We start from the raw sequence: 19,272 nt of genomic DNA on the forward strand, positions 1-19,272 counted from the left end.
GCCATGGCACGCCTCGATTACTCAGCGCTCAACTCGACTCTCCGCTACCTGATGTTCTCGGTATACAAGGTCACGCCCGGTGTTCTGGGCGACGATCGGGCCGCAGCAGCCAAAGAAGCGAAAGTCTTCTTCGAAGGTCGCGAAGACAAGGGCGTCGCGGTGCGGGGTGTGTACGACATCGCAGGCATGCGCGCCGACGCCGATTTCATGGTCTGGACGCATGCCGAGCGCATCGAGGACCTCCAGGCCACCTATTCCGATTTCCGGCGCACCACCGCGCTGGGCAAGGCAAGCACGCCGGTCTGGAGCAACACAGCTCTGCATCGTCCGGCCGAGTTCAACAAGAGCCACGTGCCGGCCTTCATCGCGGGTGAGGATCCGGGCGCGTACATCTGCGTCTACCCGTTCGTCCGGTCGATCGACTGGTATCTGCTGCCCGACGACGAGCGCCGCACGATGCTCGCCGACCACGGCAAGGCCGCGCGTGACTACAAGGACGTGCGCGCGAACACCGTGCCGTCGTTCGCACTGGGCGACTACGAGTGGATTCTGGCGTTCGAGGCTCCCGAGCTGGACCGCATCGTCGATCTGATGCGGGATCTGCGTGCCACCGAGGCGCGACGGCACGTGCGTGAGGAGACTCCGTTCTTCACCGGCCCGCGGGTCGAGGTGGACGCACTCGTCGAATCACTGCCGTGACCACGACGGGCACATCGATGATCGAGGCCGTTCTGTTCGACTTCTCGGGCACGCTGTTCAGGCTCGAGGAGGATCCCACCTGGTTCGACGGCATCCATGACGCAGACGGAACCCCGGTCGACGGTGCCGGAGCCGCGGAACTGATGCGGCGTATGACCGCGCCGGTAGGCGAGACGGTCGAGTTCGACGATGCAACGCGTCATGCCTGGCGAAACCGAGACCTCGATCCGGCACTGCACCGGCAGGCCTATCTGCACGTGCTCGCGCAGTCCGGTGTCACCGATCCCGCGCACGCAGAATCGGTCTACGGGCGGGTGATCGATGCCGATTCGTGGACCCCGTACCCGGACACCGAGTCGGTCCTGAAAAAGCTTGCTGCCGAGTCGATTCGGGTCGGTGTGCTGAGCAACATCGCCTTCGACATCCGTCCTGCGTTCGTCGATCGAGGTCTCGATCGGTACGTCGACGAGTTCGTGCTCTCGTTCGAGGTAGGTCACGTCAAACCGCAGCCCGAGATCTTCCGGCACGCAGTCGCGAGCTTGGGTGTCGACCCTTCGGTGACGTTGATGGTGGGCGACAGCGCCGAGGCCGACGGTGCGGCGAGAGAGATCGGGTGCAGCTTCGCGCTCGTCGATCCCGTACCGACGGTCGAGCGTCCGGATGCACTGCTGGCAGCGTTGAGCGCGTTCGGAATTCGATGACCGGGGTAGTTCGATGACCGGGGTAGTTCGATGACCGGAGTGGCCGGCGTCCAGCACATGGGCCACTGGGGCATGTTTCGTGCCGAGTCGGACGGACGCGATGTCACCGCTGTTCATCCCGAGATCTCGGACAGCAATCCTTCCCCGGTGTTGGGCAACCTCGTCGGGTCGGTGACACATCGATCGCGCGTTACCTCACCCGCGGTACGCAGAGGCTGGCTCGAGCGCGGCCCGGGGCCGACCGACGACCGTGGCAGCGACGAGTTCGTCGAGGTGTCGTGGGACGAGTTGACCGACCTGCTGTCCAACGAATTGCGCAGAGTTGTCGGCACATACGGCAACAGCGCCATCTACGGCGGCTCGTACGGGTGGGCGAGTGCCGGACGCTTCCATCACGCGCAGAGTCAGGTGCATCGATTCCTCAACTGCATCGGCGGTTACACCCGATCGGTGCACAGCTACTCACTGGGTGCAACCGGTGTCATCATGCCGCACGTACTCGGTGCGCACTGGAAGATGTTCTCGCGCTCCACGTCCTGGAACGTGATCGCCGCACACACCGAACTGCTCGTGGCCTTCGGCGGCGTTCCGGTGAAGAACACCGGTATCAATCACGGCGGTACGTCGGACCATCCGATGGTCGATTCGCTCGACGCGTTGCGTGCTCGCGGCGGACAGATCGTCTCGGTCAGTCCGCTGCGCAACGACATGAACGGCGACGCTCGATGGATCGCGCCGCGACCCGGAACCGACGTGGCGATGATGTTGGCTCTCGCATTCGTGCTCGCCGACGAAAAGTTGCACGACACAGCCTTTCTCGACACGTACTGCGAGGGCTATCCGGAGTTCGAGCGGTACCTGCTCGGCGTTTCGGACGGCACACCCAAGACCCCGCAGTGGGCGTCGACGATCTGCGGCATCGAGGCCGCGGACATCGCGGAGCTCGCGCGGGAGATGGCGTCGAAACGCACGATGGTCACCGTCACGTGGTCACTGCAACGGACACAGCACGGCGAGCAGGCCCCGTGGATGGGCATCACGCTGGCATCGATGTTGGGTCAGATCGGCGTGCCCGGCGGGGGATTCGGACACGGCTACGGCTCGATGAACGAGCCCGGTCTGGCCCCGGTGCCGTATCCGTTACCGACCCTGCCGCAGGGAATCAATCCGGTGCCCGATCTGATTCCGGTGGCTGCGGTCTCGGACATGTTGCTCGATCCCGGTGGCGAATTCGATTACGACGGTCAGCGATTGACGTACCCGGACATCAAGGTCGTCTACTGGGCCGGCGGCAATCCGTTCCACCACCACCAGGATCTCGGACGGCTTCGTCGCGCCCTCGGTAGACCCGACACCGTCGTGGTGCACGATCCCTACTGGACACCGATGGCCAAGCACGCCGACATCGTCGTCCCGTCGACGACGTCACTGGAACGGTCGGACCTGAGCTGTACGCGCAACGATCCGTTGCTCGTCGCGATGGAGCCGGCCGCGGCCCGCTACGCGGATTCGCGCGACGACTACGACACCTTCGCCGAGCTGGCGACGAAACTCGGTGTGGGCGAGCAGTTCACCGAGGGACGTAGCTCGCAGCAATGGCTGGAGCATCTGTACGGGCAATGGCGCGGATATCTACGCGCCGGGGGCGTCGATACTCCGGAGTTCGAGGCCTTCCGGCGCGAGGGGTCGTTTCGGATGCAGACCGAGGACGATCTGACGTTCCTCCACGACTTTCGAACCGACCCGGTCGGGAACGCCCTGCGCACCCCGAGCGGCAAGATCGAGATCTTCTCGGCAACGGTTGCGAGCTTCGACTACGACGACTGCCGAGGGCATCCGATGTGGTTCGAGCCGCAGGAGTGGCTCGGCGGGCCACGCGCCCAGCAGTTCCCGTTGCACCTGATCGCCAATCAGCCACGCACCAGGCTGCACAGTCAGCTCGATCACGGTGCGGTGAGCCGACACTCGAAGATTCAGGGCCGAGAGCCGATACGAATGCACCCGTCCGCGGCCGCGGCCAGGGGAGTGTCGGACGGCGATGTCGTGCGGGTGTTCAACGACCGTGGCTCGTGCCTGGCCGGTGTCGTTGTCGACGACGCGATGCTGGAAACGGTGGTCCAGCTGTCCACGGGTGCCTGGTACGACCCGCTCGATTCGGCTGATCCCGGCTCGATGTGCAAGCACGGCAGCGTGAACGTACTCACCGCGGACGACGGGGCGTCCTCGCTGTCGCGTGGATGCACTGGACAGCATGTGCTGGTGGAGATCGAACGCTACGACGAAGCGCTGCCGCCGATCACAGCGTTCGATCCACCTGTTCGATCAGAGGTCAGAACACGACCCGAGAGATGATCTCGGCGACCAGCGCCGGCTTGTCCTCGCCCTCGATCTGCAACGTTCCCGCTGTCACCATCTGTAGTGCTCCGCCGGATACCTCTTCGACGGAGACGAGGGTGGTCTGCAGGCGCACGTGGGCGCCGACCTTCACCGGGTTGATGAAGCGAACCTTGTTGGAGCCGTAGTTGATTCCGAGCTTGGTGTTCTCGATGGTGTAGATCTGCCAGTTGAGCATCGATACCAGGGACAGGCTCAGGAATCCGTGTGCGATCGGCGCGCCGAACGGGCTTTCCTTCTTCGCCCGCTCGACATCCACGTGAATCCACTGGTGATCGCCGGTGGCGTCGGCGAAGGTGTTGACCCGTTCCTGGGTGATCTGCAGCCAGTCACTGGTGCCGAGGTCTTCGCCGACGGCCGCTTTGATCTGCTCTGGTGAGGTGAAAGTGCGCATGTTCACAGTATGGATGAAGCAGCGCCGATCAGGATGCAGGCTTGAGCGTCAACGAAATCGAGTTGATGCAGTACCGCTGGTCGGTCGGCGTGGGGTAGCCCTCGCCCTCGAACACGTGGCCGAGGTGACTGTGGCAGTTGCGGCAGACGACCTCGACTCGGCGCATTCCCAGCGTGGTGTCCTCTTTCAGGAGCACGGCGTCGCTGTCGGCCGGGTCGAAGAACGACGGCCAGCCGCAGTGGGATTCGAACTTCTCGGTGCTGCGGAACAATTCGGCTCCGCAGGCCCGGCATTCGTAGATGCCTTCGGTGGTGGTATCGGTGTACTCGCCGACGCCCGGGCGTTCGGTGCCTGCTTGGCGGAGCACCGCGTACTCCTCGGGGGTCAGCTTCTCGCGCCACTGTGCGTCGGTGAGCTGGACGGCGGGAGCGGAGTTGTTGTCGGTTGCTGAACTCATGCTCTCACGCTAATACGATTTGTCGGGCTATGCCGTTTTCGCTGGTGGCGCGCTCGGCAGCAGGTAGTTCGGTTCGATTCCGTCGTCCAGTCGTCCTTCGCTTCGGGCGGCGAAATAGCGTCCGACGAGAACACCGAAGATGACGACGATCAGCAGCGCCCACCCGAACGTGGTTCGGAGGTAATCGAGGGCACGGCCCGTTTCGATCCAGCGCCCGGACAGCCATCGGTCGTAGTTCATGAACCCGTAGATCGCGAGCCAGGCGGGCCAGTTGCGGAGTAGCGAGTTCTTCAGCACCACAGTCATGAGCAGCGGGAACAGCATCATCGAGTAGTACATCTGTCCCAGTGAGCCCAGCAACCAGTGCGCGGTGAGGATCAATCCCGAGGTGGTCGCGAAGAAGAACAGACGGTCCTCGCGGCAGTATCGGTACAGCAGCCACAGCGACACCAGAACCATGATTCCCAGCACCGCGCGGATGCCGAGGGTGAGCAGTTCGGGAACACCGTAGTAGCGACCGTTGCCGACAACAGCACTGTTGAAGTAGTCGCGGGTCTGCAACAGGTACGGGAGCGTCCGGTCGATGAAGTTCATCGGGTCGACCGACAGCGGCCAGGCGATGGCCATCATGACAACTGGGATTGCGATCGAGGTGATGAAGACCTTCCACTGACGCGTCATCAGCGGAAGCAGCAGTAGCGGCGCGAGCATCGGCTTGATCGCAAGAGTCAGACCCATGGCAACGCCCGCCGACAGGTCTTTGCGCTGGAGTAGAAACCCGAGGAACGCTACTTCGCCGAGGAGGACGAAGCCGTTGAAGTTGGTGAACACCAACGTGTTCGTCACCGTCTCGCTGACGAATGCGGCGAGGAGCAGCGCGGGAGCGGCAACGGAATCGAGCCGGAATCCGAAGATGCGCAGCAGGATGTACAGCGCCACGAGAATTGCGATGGTGCTGGCGACGATGAACAGCCAGCGAGATCGCTCTGGGTCGATGACGGCTATGGGGGAGAGCAGCATCGTCGCACTCGGTTGATACAGGTAGTGCGGGTCGACGGAGTCGAAGTTCGCCGTGTACACCGGCTGTCGATTCAGGAACGCCAGAGCTGCGCTGTACACGGGATTGAAGTCGTTGGTGATATCACCGTTGACCGCCTTGATGACCACCCGCTGGATCACGGTCATGATGGCGATGGGCCACAGGGCGTACTTGATTACCTCGGCGGTCGTCCGCCCTGAACGCGGCTCCAGAAAGCTAAGTGACACCCGCGAACGGTACCCGAGCCGGTGCCACACCAGAGAAAGGACACCCCGCAAGTTCAGCGGGCCGACCGACGGAACCTACCGGCAGGTATCGGTCGCCGGAGTCCGGTCGAGGAATCAGGCGGGACAGACGGTGCCGTCGGTGGGAAGCGAAGTATCGAGCGCGTAATTCACCGCAGCGCTCTGCAGACACTGTGATCCGCCGAGGCTCGGGTGTCCGCTGCCCTGCCACGCCGCCGACGCCACTGCTGCACCGGTTGCCCCGACCAGTCCGGTGACCGAGGACAGGCCTCCGTTGCCGACGATCGGGTCGCCCGCGTTCGACAGGACCAGTACCGGAACGTCCAACGAGGTGGGCAGGGGGATCGACGGTGCTGTCGGCCAGGAGGAGCACAGCAACGCTGTCAGGGCGGCGTCGGTGCCGTAGACCGGGTAGCGGTCGGTCCATTGCGACGACAGGTCACGCACGCCCTGCGGAGACGGCCACTGCTGGCCGTCCGTGCAGCGGGAAACGAACTGCCCGTCGGTGCCGTAAGCATTTCGACCTCGTTCGGCGAGGGCGAGCAGAGCTGCGGTGTCGGAGCCGGCCGCTGCGGTCAGGGTCGTGGACAGGGTGGTGGCCCGGGACGACGCGTCCCCTGCAGTCGATGCGAGCGCGAAGGTGATGCCGTCGAGAATTTCGTGAGTGGACAGCGGCGCGAACTCACCACCGGCGGCGCGTCGGAGCAGCTGCTCCACCGCAGCCGTCGGATCGGCCCCGAGTGAGCAGTTCAGCGCGACGCATCGTTGTGCGAACGCGGCGAAGGCGGCTTCCTTGCCCTGGGTGCGCTGCTCGGCCAGCGAGATCTGATCGGTGTTGACCCCGGGCGGCGAATCGAGAATCAGACGCGAGATGTGGTCGGGGAACTTCGCCGCGTAGGCCAACGCGGTGAGCGCACCGTTCCCCGATCCGATCACTCCGATCTGGTTCACGCCCCAGAGCTGCCGCAGACGGTCGAGATCGTCCGCGGCGTAGGTGGTTCCGAAGGCGAGTTCCTGTGGCTGCAGGGTGTCGGTGCATTCGATGGTGGCGTCTCGGCCTGCGTCGACTGCGCGGTCGGCGGTATCGGCGTCGGATCTGGTGAACTGTCCCAGGGCATCGACTGCAGTCTTGGTAGGGGCGTCGATGCAGTCCACAGCGGTGGAGCGGCCGATTCCGCGTCGATCCACGGCGACGATGGGGTGAGCTTCCAGCAGTGTCGAGAGCGGACCGGCTGCCATCGTCGCCAGGGTGGCGATCGAGGATCGATCGGAACCGGAGGTGAACACCAGCGGACCCGCATCGGCCGGCGTTCCATCGAGCCGGGCGCGCAGAGCGCCGACGGCGAACGTGCCGAACATCTGCCCGCTGGCATCGACATCGGCCTCGTACTCCGCGCACTCGAGTGTCAGTCCGGGCGTGGTGGAGGTGAGCCCGAACGTCCCGAGAGTGGCGGCGGTGCAGTCGGCCCAGTCGAGGTCGGTCGTCGGCACGGCGATAGCAGCCGGTTCCGGCGGAGCCTCTGCGGACGGCTCGCCGGGCTGACCGGGGGATCGTTGCTCCACCGCGACATCGGGCCGGATCGACGGCCCGGCGCCGCAGGCCGCGCACATCGTGGCCAGGACGAGGACGGCGGCGAGCAACGTACGTTTCTGCGTCACCGTGCGAGGCTATCGACTTTTCGTTCGATGCCGGACCGCGCGGTGCTCACGGCCGACGTACCCAGCGGGTGAGCAGCGTCCCGTCCGCGTCGGCGAGAACGTGCGCTCGCTGCATCGGTGTGTCGGAGGCACCGGCGGAGTGGGCGATGCGACCCGCCTCTCCGGCGACGAGCATCGGAGAGATCGTCAGGCACAGATCGTCCGCCGCCCCGTCCGAGGCGAGTTGCCCGAACAGTCCTGGCCCGCCCTCGCACAGGATGCGGCGAAATCCGTGGTTGCTCAGCGTCTCGACGATGTCTTCGGTCGACACCGATTCACCGGACACCTCGATCACTGTTGCGCCCGCGGAACGCAGCGCGGCCACCTTCGAGCTGTCCGCCGCCGCCGAGGTCAGCACCACCGGCCGCACTTCGGTGTCGGTGACGAGCCGAGAATCCGCATCGATCGAACCGGAAGCGGTGACCACCACGATCGTGGGAATCGGGGCCAATCCGTTCGCCACTCGACGGGCTTTCACCTCGGCGGACAGCGAGACGCCGCCGTAGTTCTCGGCGCGAGCAGTTCCGGCCCCGACGAGAACGGCGTCGCACAGCTCCCGCAGAATGCCGAACAATCGGGCGTCTGCTGGGGTGCCCAGGCCCGCCGACTTACCGTTCGCGGTCACAGATCCGTCGATGCTGGCCACGAAGTTCGTGCGGATCCACGGTCGGCCCAGGTCTGCCGGGTAGGCGTACAGGTCGCGGACGGCATCGTCGTCGAGAATCGACCCGACGGTGGACGCGGACTCGGCGGCCTGCTCCGATGTGAAGTAGGTCCCAATATCTAGAAGCTGCATGAGAGAGATCAGACCACGTCGTTACGCTCGTCAAATGCCCGCACGCCTTGTCGACCGAAATCCCGTGGTCCCCTCCGATCAGCTGATCGCGCAGATGGTCCCGCCGGCGATGTTCGACGACGTCAGCTTCTCCTCGTACATTCCCGACCCCAAAGAACCGACCCAGGCTGCTGCGGTCGCGAAGGCCGAGGAATTCGCGAACAAAGTGCAGAAGATTCGCGGCAAGGGCAAGCGCGGACTTTTCGGCAAGAAGACCCAGGCCACCGGTGCGGGTCTATACCTCGACGGCGGCTTCGGCGTCGGCAAGACCCACCTGCTGGCGTCGATCTACCACAGCGTTCCCGAGCCCAAGGCGTTCGGTACGTTCGTCGAGCTGACCCACGTGGTCGGCGCACTCGGCTTCAACAAGGCGCTCGAAGAACTCTCGGGCCACAGCGTGCTGTGCATCGACGAGTTCGAGCTCGACGATCCCGGCGACACGATGCTGGTCTCGCGGCTGCTGTCCGAGCTGTCTCAGCGTGGAGTGTCCATCGTCGCGACGTCCAACACGCTGCCCGGCCAGCTCGGTGAGGGCCGCTTCGCTGCCGAGGACTTCATGCGGGAGATCAAGAAGCTCGGTTCCATCTTCGAGTCCATCCGCGTCGACGGCCCCGACTACCGGCACCGCGACCTCCCTCCGGCCCCCGAGCCGACGTCCGAATCCGAGCTCATCGAGCGCGCGGAGACGGTCGACGGCGCAACCCTGGACGATTTCGACGAGCTGTTGGCGCATCTGAGCACGCTGCACCCTTCGCGCTACGGCAAGTTGCTCGACGGCGTCCCAGCGGTGTTCTGGAAGAACGTGCACCCGGCATCGGATCAGGCCGTCGCCCTGCGCCTGGTGGTACTCGCCGACCGCCTGTACGACGCGGGTATCCCGGTGACAGCCTCGGGCGGCAAGCTCGACGAGATCTTCACCGAGGAGATGCTGGCCGGCGGTTACCGCAAGAAGTATCTGCGCGCGACCTCGCGTCTGCTCGCGCTGTCCCGTTTCGCCGCAGTCGGCTGAATCGTCGTCACAGTGGTACCTGCATGACGTAGTCGTCGTGTGTCTGCACGCCGACAACGAACGTCTTGGTGCCCACGATCTCGAATCCGTGCTTCGCGTAGAACTTCTGGGCACGCACGTTGAGTTGATTGACGCCCAGCCATGCTCCTGCGCAACCGGATTCGCGCGCATGATTCAATGCGAACGAGATCAGCCGCGCCGCGACTCCGCCGCCGTGCTCGGCCGGACGTACGTACAGCTTGCTGACTTCCAGCGTCGGATGGTGCGAGAGGGCTGCTCGGATATCCGGGTCCGCGGGAGCGCCCGATACGAGCATCGCGTACCCGACCACCTCGCCGGCGGGTGTTTCGTCGACCAGAACGGTTCGGTTCGGGTCGGCAACGTAACCCTCGAAACTGCTGACCGACAACACGTTCGAGACGAAATGCTCGATGTCCTCGGTGCGAGTTCCCGGTGGACAGGCGAGTGGAAAGGTCTGCGCGGCCAATTCGGCAACGCCGGGTATGTCGGCAACGGTCGCCACACGCACACTCACAGCAGATCCACCGCGTTCTTCGCCTCCCGCAACGACAAGCCGGTTCGATCGCGCAGCAGTTTGATGGCCGAGATCGCCTTGCCCTCCGACTTCAGCGACTGCAACCGCGGGATGAGGTCGTCCCAGGGTGTCGGACCGGACTGAGCCGCGTCGACGATGGTGGACGAAGACGGAAAGGGGTCCCCGCGTTGAACGCTTTCGATCGCGTTCTTCGCTTCGATGAGACCGGCACCTGTCCGTTCACGAAAGATCTTGATGGCCTGGATCTTCTTGTTCGCCGCCAACAACTGATGAATGTCTGCACGGGCGTTGCCGTCGAGGCCGATCAGCCCGATGCTGCGCGATGTCTCCGGGCTCGAGCCGGGCTTCTTTCGTGCCAACAACCATGCTGCAAGCACCGCGGCATCGACGAGGACCAGAGCAACGATGAACCATCCCCAGGTCGGCATGCCTTAGTAGACCACTTCAGCGTGACGGGTCGAAGGGCGGGACGACTACCGAAGAATCGGAGAACAACGAGACCGCACCGGCAAGGGTTTTCGTCGCCGCGTCGTATTTGATCGGAGCGAGGTCGTGGCCCGCGCCCTCGATGTCGACGAGCAGTGTGGGGGCCGGGACGAGAGCGAGCGCAGCGCTCAGTTCGGCCGTGGTGCCGAACGGGTCCTTGGTGCCGTGCACCACCACCGTCGGCGTTCGTAGGTCAGGAAGGTGCTGTGTACGAGCCTTTTCCGGCTTGCCCGGTGGGTGCAGGGGATAGGAGGTCAGAACCAGTCCGTCGACGAGATCCGGGCGCTCGGCCGCGATCATCGACCCCTGTCTGCCACCGTAGGAATGCCCACCGAATGCGATGAAGCCCGATGTCTCGGCGCGGAGGCGGTCGATCGCCGCGGCGATGCCCAGCCGATCCTCGGCCGACCGAGACGGGTGCGGCGGGCCCTTGGGTTTGCGTACTCGAAACGGAAGGTCGAACCGCAGCACCGTGAACCCGGCTGCGGCCCACACCGCAGCGATGCGCTGCAGCAGAAGCGACTCGCAGTTGCCGCCCGCGCCGTGGGTGAGAGCGATTCCGCCACGTGACGGTGTGGACGGGGTGTGCAGATAGGCGACGCCCCCGCCGAGTTCGATGTCGGCGGGGGCGTCGGGACCATCGAGTTCAGGCATCGTTCGAGGACGTTACCTTTTTGTCGGTGTCGGCGTGATTCGAGTCCGTGCTACCGGTTTCGGAGCTGTCGGACGCATCCTGATCGTCGGCGTCGACGAGCTCACCGTTGTCGTCGACCATGTCGGCGAATGCAGTGCCGGCGACGGTGCCGTTCGTTCCCGGTAGCGCCACGGTGGGCCGGGCACCGGGTCGATAGCGATCGTCGAGCCCTTCGACGGATTTCTTCGCCTCCTCCATGGTGGCGTCGTCGACCGTGGGTTCGCTCTGAGCATCGTCCGACACGTGAGTGTCCTTCCATCGAAGTGTGTGCGTCATCTCCACTGTGCACTTCTATGGCGTGAATCACCACAATTGATTCGTGAGACACAAAAAAGACCCCCTCGAAAGGGGGTCTGATCTGTCTGACTCTGGTGCGCGATACTGGGATTGAACCAGTGACCTCTTCCGTGTCAGGGAAGCGCTCTCCCGCTGAGCTAATCGCGCATGTCCTCGCATCGATTCTGCAATCGATGCACTAGCGAGGTGGAGACGGGAATCGAACCCGTGTGCACGGCTTTGCAGGCCGTTGCCTCACCACTCGGCCACTCCACCATGGGTCGAGACCCTCGAGCGGATGACGGGATTCGAACCCGCGACCCTCACCTTGGCAAGGTGATGCGCTACCACTGCGCCACATCCGCATACCCCGGAGGCGCTCACTGCTGGGCAGTTGTTGTCTCCGTGGTGCGGGGAAAACATTAACCCAACGGGAGTGAAACTCACAAATCTCGTGGTCAGCTGCAGAATTCGCGCGTTCAGCGCCTGTGAACGATGTGAAAGCAGTGGCGTGACGGCATTGCCCGGGCGCTGTGACTGTGTGTTCGGCGATCGGGCAGGCGATTCGGTTCGCCGTGACACCTCGTGTTAATGTTTTGCCTCGTTCGGTCCCGTGGCTCAGTGGGAGAGCGTCCGCTTCACACGCGGAAGGTCGCTGGTTCGATCCCAGCCGGGACCACACAGAAGAAGGTCCACACCGTCCGTCGGTGTGGACCTTCTTGCGTTCGAGGCCGGTAGCCTGAGCCGGTGAGCACCGAACAGTCGAAGCCCCAGGGTGTGGCAGACCAAGGTCCGATGGACACAGCGAAGGTCAAGCACCGGCGCTTTCGGGCGCGCATCGCAGAGAACAAGTCTCTCGACCTCGCGTACCGCATCACGGTCGGAGTCGTCGGAACAGTCGTGCTCATCGTGGGTGTGCTTGCCATTCCTTATCCCGGGCCGGGTTGGCTGATCGTGTTCGCGGGACTGGGCATCCTGGCGTCGGAATTCGCGTGGGCCAAGAGTGCACTGCGATTCGTCCGTAAGAGATACGACGCCTTCATGGCCTGGTTCTCGAAGCAGTCGATGTTCGTCAAGGGTCTCGGCGTGCTGTTCACCACGGTCGTCGTGCTCGCAACTTTGTGGCTGCTCGGAACGTTCGCGCTGGTGGGCGGCTGGTTCGGACTCGACTGGACGTGGCTCGAAAGTCCGATCTGACCAACGCGCCGCGCTGAGGGCCGACGAGGGGCTCGATGCCGATAGGCTGTCGGAGGCCTTCCTGGCCCGAAGAACCGATCGAGGAGTACATCGCCGTGAGCATGCCCGTTGTCGCCACCGTTCCACCCGCCCGCATCATGGTGCCGGCAGGAACGACGGCAGGTACGGCGCTCCGCGACACCGGCCTGCCGAACAAGGGACCCGACGCCATCGTCGTCGTGCGCGATCCCGGCGGCAAGCTGCGCGATCTGTCCTGGTCGCCGGAGGGCGACATCGAGGTAGAGCCCGTGCCGGCGAACACCGAGGACGGGCGAAGCGTCATCAGGCACTCGGCGGCACACGTGTTGGCGCAGGCCGTTCAGGAGCTCTTCCCCGACGCCAAACTGGGCATCGGACCGTTCATCAAGGACGGCTTCTACTACGACTTCGACGTGCAGCAGCCGTTCACTCCCGAGGATCTGACCGCCCTCGAGAAGAAGATGAAGCAGATCGTCAAAGCCGGACAGCGGTTTTCGCGTCGGGTGTACGAATCGGTGGAGCAGGCTCGCGAGGAGCTGGCGAACGAGCCGTACAAGCTCGAACTGATCGACGACAAGTCCGGAATCGACGATCCCGAGGTCATGGAGGTCGGTGGGGGAGAGCTGACCGCTTACGACAACCTCAATCCACGCACCGGCGAGCGGATCTGGGGCGATCTCTGCCGCGGCCCCCACATCCCCACCACGAAATACGTTCCTGCGTTCAAGCTGACCCGCAGCTCGGCAGCCTACTGGCGCGGCAACCAGGACAACGCGGATCTGCAGCGCATCTACGGAACCGCATGGGAGTCGACCGAAGCACTCGACGCTCATCTCGAACTGTTGGCCGAGGCCGAGCGCCGCGATCACCGCAAGCTCGGGTCCGAGCTGGACCTGTTCAGCTTTCCCGACGAGCTCGGCTCCGGACTTCCGGTGTTCCATCCGAAGGGCGGTGTGATCCGCAACGAGCTCGAGAACTACTCCCGCCAGCGGCACATCGAAGAGGGCTACGAGTTCGTCAACACCCCTCACATCACGAAGGGCCATCTCTACGAGGTGTCGGGCCACCTCGACTGGTACCGAGACGGCATGTTTCCGGCGATGCATCTCGACGCCGAACTCGACGAGAACGGTGACGTACGCAAGCCCGGCCAGGACTACTACCTCAAGCCGATGAACTGCCCGATGCACAATCTCATTTTCCGCTCCCGTGGTCGCTCGTACCGTGAATTGCCGTTGCGCCTCTTCGAGTTCGGTTCGGTTTACCGGTACGAGAAGTCCGGCGTCATCCATGGCCTGACTCGCGTGCGTGGCATGACCCAGGACGACGCGCACATCTTCTGCACCCGCGAGCAGATGCGCGGCGAACTCACCAGCACACTGGAATTCGTCCTCGGTCTGCTCAAGGACTACGGCCTCGACGATTTCTACCTGGAGCTCTCCACTCGTAATCCGGAGAAGTCCGTCGGCAGCGACGAGGTCTGGGAAGAGGCGACCAACACGCTCGCCGAGGTCGCGGCGGCGTCGGGTCTGGATCTGGTGCCCGATCCGGGCGGCGCGGCGTTCTACGGACCGAAGATCTCGGTGCAGGCCAAGGATGCTCTGGGGCGCACCTGGCAGATGTCGACCATCCAGCTCGACTTCAACCTGCCCGAGCGGTTCGAGCTCGAATACACCGCCTCGGGCGGAGTCAAGGAACGCCCGGTGATGATCCACCGCGCGCTGTTCGGTTCGATCGAGCGATTCTTCGGCGTACTGACCGAGCACTACGCCGGCGCATTCCCGGCGTGGCTGGCACCGGTTCAGGTTGTCGGTATCCCCGTTGCCGAGGTGCACCAGGACCACCTCTTCTCGGTGGTGAAGGAGCTCAAGAAGCTCGGGGTGCGCGCCGAGGTGGATGCCAGTGACGATCGGATGCAGAAGAAGATCTTCAACCAGACAGCACAGAAGATCCCCTTCATGCTTCTCGCCGGCGAACGCGACGTCGAGGCCGGTGCCGTCAGCTTCCGATTCCGTGACGGCACTCAGGTCAACGGTGTACCGGTTGCGCAGGCAGTAGCAACGATCACCGACTGGATCTCCCAGCGCAACAACGCATCACCGACCGCCGAACTCGTGCAGACCAGTAACGCAGGAGTGAGTTGACATGCGCGATCAGGACGAGTCGATCGTCGCCACCGGTGCCGGTGAGCCCGATCGGTTGCAGCGACTGTGGACCCCACATCGGATGTCCTACATAGCCGAGGCCCCGCAGGCCTCGGCCAAATCGAGTGAGCCGTTCTCCGACATCCCGAAGATGAGCGACGAGGACGGGCTGGTGGTCGCGCGCGGCGAATCGGTCTACGCGGTACTCAACCTGTACCCGTACAACCCCGGGCACACGATGATCGTTCCGTACCGCCGGGTCGCGGCACTCGAAGATCTCACGCCCGCCGAGAGCGCCGAGTTGATGGCGTTCACCCAACAGATGATTCGCGTCATCAAGACGGTGTCGCGCCCGCACGGCTTCAACGTGGGCCTCAATCTCGGTGCCGCAGCAGGCGGATCGTTGGCCGAGCACCTGCACCAGCACATCGTCCCGCGGTGGGGCGGCGATGCGAACTTCATCACGGTGATCGGCGGCGCCAAGGTGATGCCGCAGTTGCTCCGCGACACTCGGGCCCTGCTCGCGTCGGCCTGGAACGAATGAACAACAGGCGAGAGGAGCACGCGCCGTGCTGAGCATTTTCGGCCGTGCGCCGGTGTCGAAGGTGACCGCCCCGCTCGGGCGCGCCCTCAACAGCACCGGACTGACCCCCGACTCGGTGACGATCATCGGCACCGTCGTCACTGTGACGGCGGCGGTGACGATGTACCCGGCCGGCTACCTGTGGTGGGGCTCGATCGTCATCACTCTGTTCGTGCTCTTCGACATGCTCGACGGTGCCATGGCACGGGCGAGAGGCGGCGGAACCAAGTACGGGGCCGTCCTGGATGCGACGTGCGATCGAGTTGCGGACGGCGCGATATTCGGTGGCCTTGCCTGGTGGGCGGTGTATTCCGAGCAGGACAAGCCGCTGCTGGTGGCCACCCTGATCTGCCTGGTCACCTCGCAGGTGATCTCGTACGCCAAGGCGCGTGCCGAGGCCAGCGGACTCTCGGCCGACGGTGGTTGGATCGAACGCCCCGATCGCCTCGTGATCGTTCTCGTCGGAGCCGGATTCACCGGCGTCGGTAGGCACTTCGACATTCCGTGGCTGGACAGTCTGATCTACCCGGCAATGTGGATCCTCGCTGCCCTGAGCATCGTGACGGTGTTCCAACGCGTGCTGGCCGTCCGCGGGTCCGAAGGGGCTCGCGACATCATCGTGCCCCCGACTGCTCAGGCCGCCGACGATGGCGATGTGGCCGCGTCGTGAACGTCTCCGAACGAGCCAGCGACCTCGGCTACGCAGCCGGGTGGCGACTGGTCCGATCGCTGCCGGAGGGTGTGGCGAGAGGTCTCTTCGATCGCGGTGCCGATATCGCGTCCACCCGAAACGGTGGCCCGGACCAATTGCGCCGCAATCTTGCTCGTGTCCTCGGAACCACCCCCGGCGACGTGCCCGACGATCTGATTCGCGACAGCGTCCGGTCGTACGCCCGCTACTGGCGCGAGGCGTTCCGGTTGCCGTCGATGGACCTGGCCGCCCAGGCCGCCGTCATCGATCGGTGTGTGAACGGACAGGAGCATCTCGAGGCTGCCCTCGCGTCGGGCAAGGGTGCAGTGCTGGCGCTGCCGCACAGTGGCAACTGGGACATGGCCGGAATGTGGCTGGTGCGCAAGCACGGTGGTCTGTCGACAGTGGCCGAACGTCTGAAACCCGAATCGCTGTACCAGCGGTTCGTTGCTTATCGGGAGAGCCTCGGCTTCGAGATCTTCCCGCTCAGCGGCGGTGAGCAGCCGCCTCTGCAGGCGCTGAGCGAGCGGCTGCGCGAGAACAAGGTGGTCTGCCTCCTCGGTGAACGTGATCTCGCCAAGCACGGAGTGCCGGTGACCTTCTTCGGCGAACCGACCCGGATGCCCGCGGGGGCCGCGAAGCTGGCGATCGACACCGGGGCGACGCTGCTGCCGGTGCACGGTTACTTCGACGGTGACGGGTGGGGTTTCGACATCTTTCCGGCGGTGGATGTCTCGCACGGAATCGATGTCGCCACACAGACATTGGCAGATCACTTCGCTGCCGGCATTCGGGCGCACCCGGCCGATTGGCACATGCTCCAACCTCTGTGGATGAGCGACTGGTCGGCCGAACGACGCGCCCGAATCGAGGGCGCGTGAAGATCGGTATGGTCTGCCCGTACTCGTTCGACGTACCCGGCGGGGTGCAGGCGCACGTCCAGCAGTTGGCGGAGGTGTTCATCGAGCGCGGGCATCGGGTGAGCGTGCTGGCGCCGGCGTCCGACGATGTCGAGCTGCCGGAGTTCGTGGTGTCGGCGGGGGAGGCGCTCGCCATTCCCTACAACGGATCGGTCGCGCGTCTTCGATTCGGACCGGTGACGTATTCCCGAATCCGAAAGTGGATCTCGGACAATGATTTCGACGTATTGCACATCCACGAACCGAACGCTCCGAGTCTGTCGATGCTGGCCCTCAAGGCTGCGGACGGTCCGATCGTGGCGACATTCCACACCTCCACCACGAAGTCCTTGGTGCTCAGCACGTTCCAGGGCGTCCTGCGTCCGTACCACGAGAAGATCAGCGGCCGGATCGCCGTGTCGGAGCTTGCTCGACGCTGGCAGGTCGAGGCACTCGGATCCGATGCCGTCGAGATCCCCAACGGCGTCGACGTGCCTGCGTTCGCCGATGCCGCTGTGCTGGAAGGCTATCCCCGAGCCGGCCGCACGGTGCTCTTCCTCGGCCGATTCGACGAACCGCGTAAGGGAATGGCCGTTCTGCTCGGTGCCCTGCCCGCACTGGTCGAATCACATCCCGACATCGAGATCCTCGTCGTCGGCCGCGGCGACGAGGACAAACTGCGCAAGGACGCAGGCGCACTGTCGTCACACCTGACCTTCCTGGGACAGGTGGACGACGCGACGAAGGCCTCCGCGATGCGCAGTGCCGATGTCTACTGCGCCCCGAATCTCGGCGGGGAAAGCTTCGGCATCGTGCTCGTCGAGGCCATGGCGGCCGGAACACCGGTCGTGGCAAGCGAACTCGATGCCTTCCGCAGGGTGCTCAAGGACGGCACCTGTGGACTGTTGGTTCCGATCGACGATTCCGATGCCCTCGCCGTAGCCGTCACCTCGATCCTGTCCGACGACACCGTCCGAGACCGACTGGTCGACGCCGCGTCGGTGGCTGTGTCCGCCTACGACTGGCCAGTCGTCGCCGAGCAGATCCTGCGGGTCTACGAGACCGTCACCCTCGGCGGACAGAAAGTACGAGCGTCGACCTGATGACCCTCTCTGCCGTCACAATTCTGGTGCTCGGGTCGATTGCAGTCCTGATTCTCGTCGTCGGTCTGTGGGCCTACGGGACGGCGAATCGACTCGATCGCTTGCACGTGCGCACCGACCTCGCGTGGCAGTCCCTCGACGCCGCACTCGCCCGCCGCGCCGTCGTCGCGCGTGCAGTGTCTGCAGCCACCCGCGACTCGGTGCCGTCGAGCAGAGAACTTGCCGCGCTGGCGGACCGAGCCGAGCGAGCCGACCGGTCGCAGCGAGAAGAAGCCGAAAACGCGGTATCGATGGCGCTCGCGGTCGTAGAACCGAATGAGCTTCCCCCGCAACTGGTTGCAGAATTGGCCGACGCCGAGGCTCGTGTACTGATTGCGCGTCGGTTCCACAACGATGCCGTGCGCGACACTCTGGCGTTGCGCATCCGTCGACCGGTCCGGTGGTTGCATCTCGGTGGAACGGCCGCACTGCCGTCGTACTTCGAGATCGCCGAGCGCTCGGCCGCCGCGACGTTCGGCAGCGAGAATCGGGCCACTCCGCGAACCTCCGCGCGAGTGGTGTTGCTCGACGAGCGTGGCCGCGTACTGCTGTTGCGGGGCCACGACCCGACAGTGCCTGATACCTTCTTCTGGTTCACGATCGGTGGGGCATTGGAGAAGGGGGAATCGCTACGCGACGCAGCGGTGCGAGAAGTGCACGAAGAAACGGGTTTGCGCGTCGCCGCAGCCGATCTGCGCGGTCCGTTGTGGCGGCGAGTTGCCACGTTCCCGTTCAACGGAACCCTGATCAGGTCCGAGGAACTGTTCTTCGCGCACCGCACACAGGAGTTCGAGCCGGAGAGCGCCGGGTTCACCGACTTCGAGCGACGGACCGTGACCGGGCATCAGTGGTGCACCGAGTCCGACATCCGGGCGCTCAGCGCCCTCGGCGAGAACGTCTATCCTCAGGACCTGGCGGAACTGCTCGACGAGGTGAACGTGGCTCTCGCTCGACGCGGCGACCCGGACGTGCGCGCGATTCGGTAGGCATCTGGACCCTTTCGAGCAGTCCAGCAATCTTCAAGTGGTTATGGGAATCGCACGGGCGAAGGCCTATCCTTCTGGGCGCGACATCGCGCCGCGCGCGATCGCACCTATCAGCCCGCAGCGCCGCAA

At 64.6% G+C, this 19,272-nt stretch carries 20 protein-coding genes and 4 tRNA genes; 12 read left to right on the forward strand and 12 right to left on the reverse strand.

The genetic code is table 11. From position 1 onward, the window contains the following. The first annotated feature begins 3 nt into the window (after positions 1-3). The 3 genes from hemQ to ACQR3T_RS06570 are packed head-to-tail and all read left to right on the forward strand — an operon-like array spanning position 4 to position 3,752. Positions 4-699: a hydrogen peroxide-dependent heme synthase gene (hemQ, locus tag ACQR3T_RS06560; protein WP_032377758.1), complete on the forward strand. Its 696-nt coding sequence runs from the start codon at positions 4-6 to the stop codon at positions 697-699. Positions 700-716: 17 nt separating this feature from the next. Further along, positions 717-1,400, forward strand: a complete 684-nt coding sequence (locus tag ACQR3T_RS06565) for an HAD family hydrolase (protein ID WP_428693074.1) — start codon at positions 717-719, stop codon at positions 1,398-1,400. 30 nt (positions 1,401-1,430) lie between these two features. Continuing rightward, entirely contained in the window at positions 1,431-3,752 is a 2,322-nt protein-coding gene (locus tag ACQR3T_RS06570; RefSeq protein WP_428692811.1) for a molybdopterin-dependent oxidoreductase, read from the forward strand. Here the strand turns inward: ACQR3T_RS06570 and ACQR3T_RS06575 are convergent. From ACQR3T_RS06575 to ACQR3T_RS06595, 5 genes are all read right to left on the reverse strand, one after another. Further along, on the reverse strand, positions 3,730-4,188 hold the full coding sequence (locus ACQR3T_RS06575) for a MaoC family dehydratase (RefSeq protein ID WP_045195371.1): 459 nt from the start codon (positions 4,186-4,188) through the stop codon (positions 3,730-3,732). The genes ACQR3T_RS06570 and ACQR3T_RS06575 overlap by 23 nt on opposite strands. Before the next feature lie 28 nt (positions 4,189-4,216). Then, positions 4,217-4,645, reverse strand: a complete 429-nt coding sequence (msrB, locus tag ACQR3T_RS06580; protein WP_037173886.1) for a peptide-methionine (R)-S-oxide reductase MsrB — start codon at positions 4,643-4,645, stop codon at positions 4,217-4,219. Positions 4,646-4,672: 27 nt separating this feature from the next. Further along, complete coding sequence (locus tag ACQR3T_RS06585; RefSeq protein ID WP_428692812.1) at positions 4,673-5,911, reverse strand: glycosyltransferase family 87 protein; 1,239 nt, start codon at positions 5,909-5,911, stop codon at positions 4,673-4,675. A 114-nt stretch (positions 5,912-6,025) separates the two neighbouring features. Further along, entirely contained in the window at positions 6,026-7,588 is a 1,563-nt protein-coding gene (locus ACQR3T_RS06590) for an alpha/beta fold hydrolase (protein WP_428692813.1), read from the reverse strand. A 46-nt stretch (positions 7,589-7,634) separates the two neighbouring features. After that, a complete protein-coding gene (locus tag ACQR3T_RS06595) occupies positions 7,635-8,423 on the reverse strand; it encodes a pyrimidine reductase family protein (protein WP_428692814.1) in 789 nt (262 codons plus the stop codon). A 34-nt stretch (positions 8,424-8,457) separates the two neighbouring features. Here ACQR3T_RS06595 and zapE point away from each other — a divergent pair, with 34 nt between their 5' ends. Then, the gene (gene zapE / locus ACQR3T_RS06600; protein ID WP_428692815.1) at positions 8,458-9,471 is read left to right on the forward strand and encodes a cell division protein ZapE; all 1,014 of its coding nucleotides are present in this window, start codon (positions 8,458-8,460) and stop codon (positions 9,469-9,471) included. Between the two features lie 7 nt (positions 9,472-9,478). On the opposite strand, the gene ACQR3T_RS06605 is transcribed toward zapE, so the two are convergent. From ACQR3T_RS06605 to ACQR3T_RS06635, 7 genes are all read right to left on the reverse strand, one after another. Beyond that, positions 9,479-10,006, reverse strand: coding sequence for an N-acetyltransferase family protein (locus ACQR3T_RS06605; protein ID WP_428692816.1), 528 nt, complete (start codon positions 10,004-10,006; stop codon positions 9,479-9,481). After that, positions 10,003-10,455 (reverse strand): hypothetical protein, encoded by a 453-nt coding sequence (locus ACQR3T_RS06610; protein WP_428692817.1) that lies wholly within the window; start codon positions 10,453-10,455, stop codon positions 10,003-10,005. The genes ACQR3T_RS06605 and ACQR3T_RS06610 overlap by 4 nt, the downstream gene beginning before the upstream one ends. Before the next feature lie 16 nt (positions 10,456-10,471). Continuing rightward, on the reverse strand, positions 10,472-11,167 hold the full coding sequence (locus tag ACQR3T_RS06615; protein ID WP_428692818.1) for an alpha/beta fold hydrolase: 696 nt from the start codon (positions 11,165-11,167) through the stop codon (positions 10,472-10,474). Continuing rightward, complete coding sequence (locus tag ACQR3T_RS06620; RefSeq protein WP_428692819.1) at positions 11,160-11,450, reverse strand: hypothetical protein; 291 nt, start codon at positions 11,448-11,450, stop codon at positions 11,160-11,162. Before ACQR3T_RS06620 ends, ACQR3T_RS06615 begins: the two co-directional genes overlap by 8 nt. Before the next feature lie 126 nt (positions 11,451-11,576). Next, positions 11,577-11,651, reverse strand: a tRNA-Val gene (locus tag ACQR3T_RS06625). A gap of 37 nt (positions 11,652-11,688) precedes the next feature. Further along, a tRNA-Cys gene (locus ACQR3T_RS06630) sits at positions 11,689-11,759 on the reverse strand. A gap of 17 nt (positions 11,760-11,776) precedes the next feature. Further along, positions 11,777-11,848 (reverse strand) — tRNA-Gly (locus tag ACQR3T_RS06635). 242 nt (positions 11,849-12,090) lie between these two features. Here ACQR3T_RS06635 and ACQR3T_RS06640 point away from each other — a divergent pair. The 8 genes from ACQR3T_RS06640 (at position 12,091) to ACQR3T_RS06675 (ending at position 19,143) form a co-directional block, all read left to right on the forward strand. Continuing rightward, a tRNA-Val gene (locus tag ACQR3T_RS06640) sits at positions 12,091-12,162 on the forward strand. 116 nt (positions 12,163-12,278) lie between these two features. Further along, complete coding sequence (locus tag ACQR3T_RS06645; protein ID WP_032378453.1) at positions 12,279-12,680, forward strand: TIGR02611 family protein; 402 nt, start codon at positions 12,279-12,281, stop codon at positions 12,678-12,680. Between the two features lie 101 nt (positions 12,681-12,781). Beyond that, entirely contained in the window at positions 12,782-14,842 is a 2,061-nt protein-coding gene (thrS, locus tag ACQR3T_RS06650) for a threonine--tRNA ligase (RefSeq protein ID WP_428693075.1), read from the forward strand. Position 14,843: 1 nt separating this feature from the next. Beyond that, on the forward strand, positions 14,844-15,386 hold the full coding sequence (locus tag ACQR3T_RS06655; RefSeq protein WP_094615912.1) for an HIT family protein: 543 nt from the start codon (positions 14,844-14,846) through the stop codon (positions 15,384-15,386). Positions 15,387-15,411: 25 nt separating this feature from the next. Next, positions 15,412-16,095 carry a phosphatidylinositol phosphate synthase gene (pgsA, locus tag ACQR3T_RS06660; RefSeq protein ID WP_032377766.1) on the forward strand — a complete coding sequence of 228 codons (684 nt, stop codon included), beginning with the start codon at positions 15,412-15,414 and terminating at the stop codon, positions 16,093-16,095. Beyond that, positions 16,092-16,997, forward strand: a complete 906-nt coding sequence (locus tag ACQR3T_RS06665) for a phosphatidylinositol mannoside acyltransferase (protein WP_428692820.1) — start codon at positions 16,092-16,094, stop codon at positions 16,995-16,997. Before pgsA ends, ACQR3T_RS06665 begins: the two co-directional genes overlap by 4 nt. After that, positions 16,994-18,118, forward strand: coding sequence for a glycosyltransferase family 4 protein (locus tag ACQR3T_RS06670; protein WP_037173869.1), 1,125 nt, complete (start codon positions 16,994-16,996; stop codon positions 18,116-18,118). Before ACQR3T_RS06665 ends, ACQR3T_RS06670 begins: the two co-directional genes overlap by 4 nt. After that, positions 18,118-19,143 (forward strand): NUDIX hydrolase, encoded by a 1,026-nt coding sequence (locus ACQR3T_RS06675; protein ID WP_428692821.1) that lies wholly within the window; start codon positions 18,118-18,120, stop codon positions 19,141-19,143. Before ACQR3T_RS06670 ends, ACQR3T_RS06675 begins: the two co-directional genes overlap by 1 nt. Positions 19,144-19,272: the final 129 nt, after the last annotated feature.

The sequence above is a fragment of the Rhodococcus sp. IEGM1428 genome, assembly GCF_050321865.1.
In the GTDB taxonomy this organism is placed as follows: domain Bacteria; phylum Actinomycetota; class Actinomycetes; order Mycobacteriales; family Mycobacteriaceae; genus Rhodococcoides.

What these genes read in the sequence shown, in the direction of transcription:
- ACQR3T_RS06595 (WP_428692814.1), bottom strand. Translation starts at nt 8,423, where the DNA reads ATGCAGCTTCTAGATATTGGGACCTACTTCACATCGGAGCAGGCCGCC.
- msrB (WP_037173886.1), bottom strand. Translation starts at nt 4,645, where the DNA reads ATGAGTTCAGCAACCGACAACAACTCCGCTCCCGCCGTCCAGCTCACC.
- ACQR3T_RS06565 (WP_428693074.1), top strand. Translation starts at nt 717, where the DNA reads ATGATCGAGGCCGTTCTGTTCGACTTCTCGGGCACGCTGTTCAGGCTC.
- ACQR3T_RS06575 (WP_045195371.1), bottom strand. Translation starts at nt 4,188, where the DNA reads ATGCGCACTTTCACCTCACCAGAGCAGATCAAAGCGGCCGTCGGCGAA.
- ACQR3T_RS06675 (WP_428692821.1), top strand. Translation starts at nt 18,118, where the DNA reads ATGACCCTCTCTGCCGTCACAATTCTGGTGCTCGGGTCGATTGCAGTC.
- ACQR3T_RS06570 (WP_428692811.1), top strand. Translation starts at nt 1,431, where the DNA reads ATGACCGGAGTGGCCGGCGTCCAGCACATGGGCCACTGGGGCATGTTT.
- ACQR3T_RS06615 (WP_428692818.1), bottom strand. Translation starts at nt 11,167, where the DNA reads ATGCCTGAACTCGATGGTCCCGACGCCCCCGCCGACATCGAACTCGGC.
- zapE (WP_428692815.1), top strand. Translation starts at nt 8,458, where the DNA reads ATGCCCGCACGCCTTGTCGACCGAAATCCCGTGGTCCCCTCCGATCAG.
- ACQR3T_RS06655 (WP_094615912.1), top strand. Translation starts at nt 14,844, where the DNA reads ATGCGCGATCAGGACGAGTCGATCGTCGCCACCGGTGCCGGTGAGCCC.
- thrS (WP_428693075.1), top strand. Translation starts at nt 12,782, where the DNA reads ATGCCCGTTGTCGCCACCGTTCCACCCGCCCGCATCATGGTGCCGGCA.
- ACQR3T_RS06610 (WP_428692817.1), bottom strand. Translation starts at nt 10,455, where the DNA reads ATGCCGACCTGGGGATGGTTCATCGTTGCTCTGGTCCTCGTCGATGCC.
- hemQ (WP_032377758.1), top strand. Translation starts at nt 4, where the DNA reads ATGGCACGCCTCGATTACTCAGCGCTCAACTCGACTCTCCGCTACCTG.
- ACQR3T_RS06645 (WP_032378453.1), top strand. Translation starts at nt 12,279, where the DNA reads ATGGACACAGCGAAGGTCAAGCACCGGCGCTTTCGGGCGCGCATCGCA.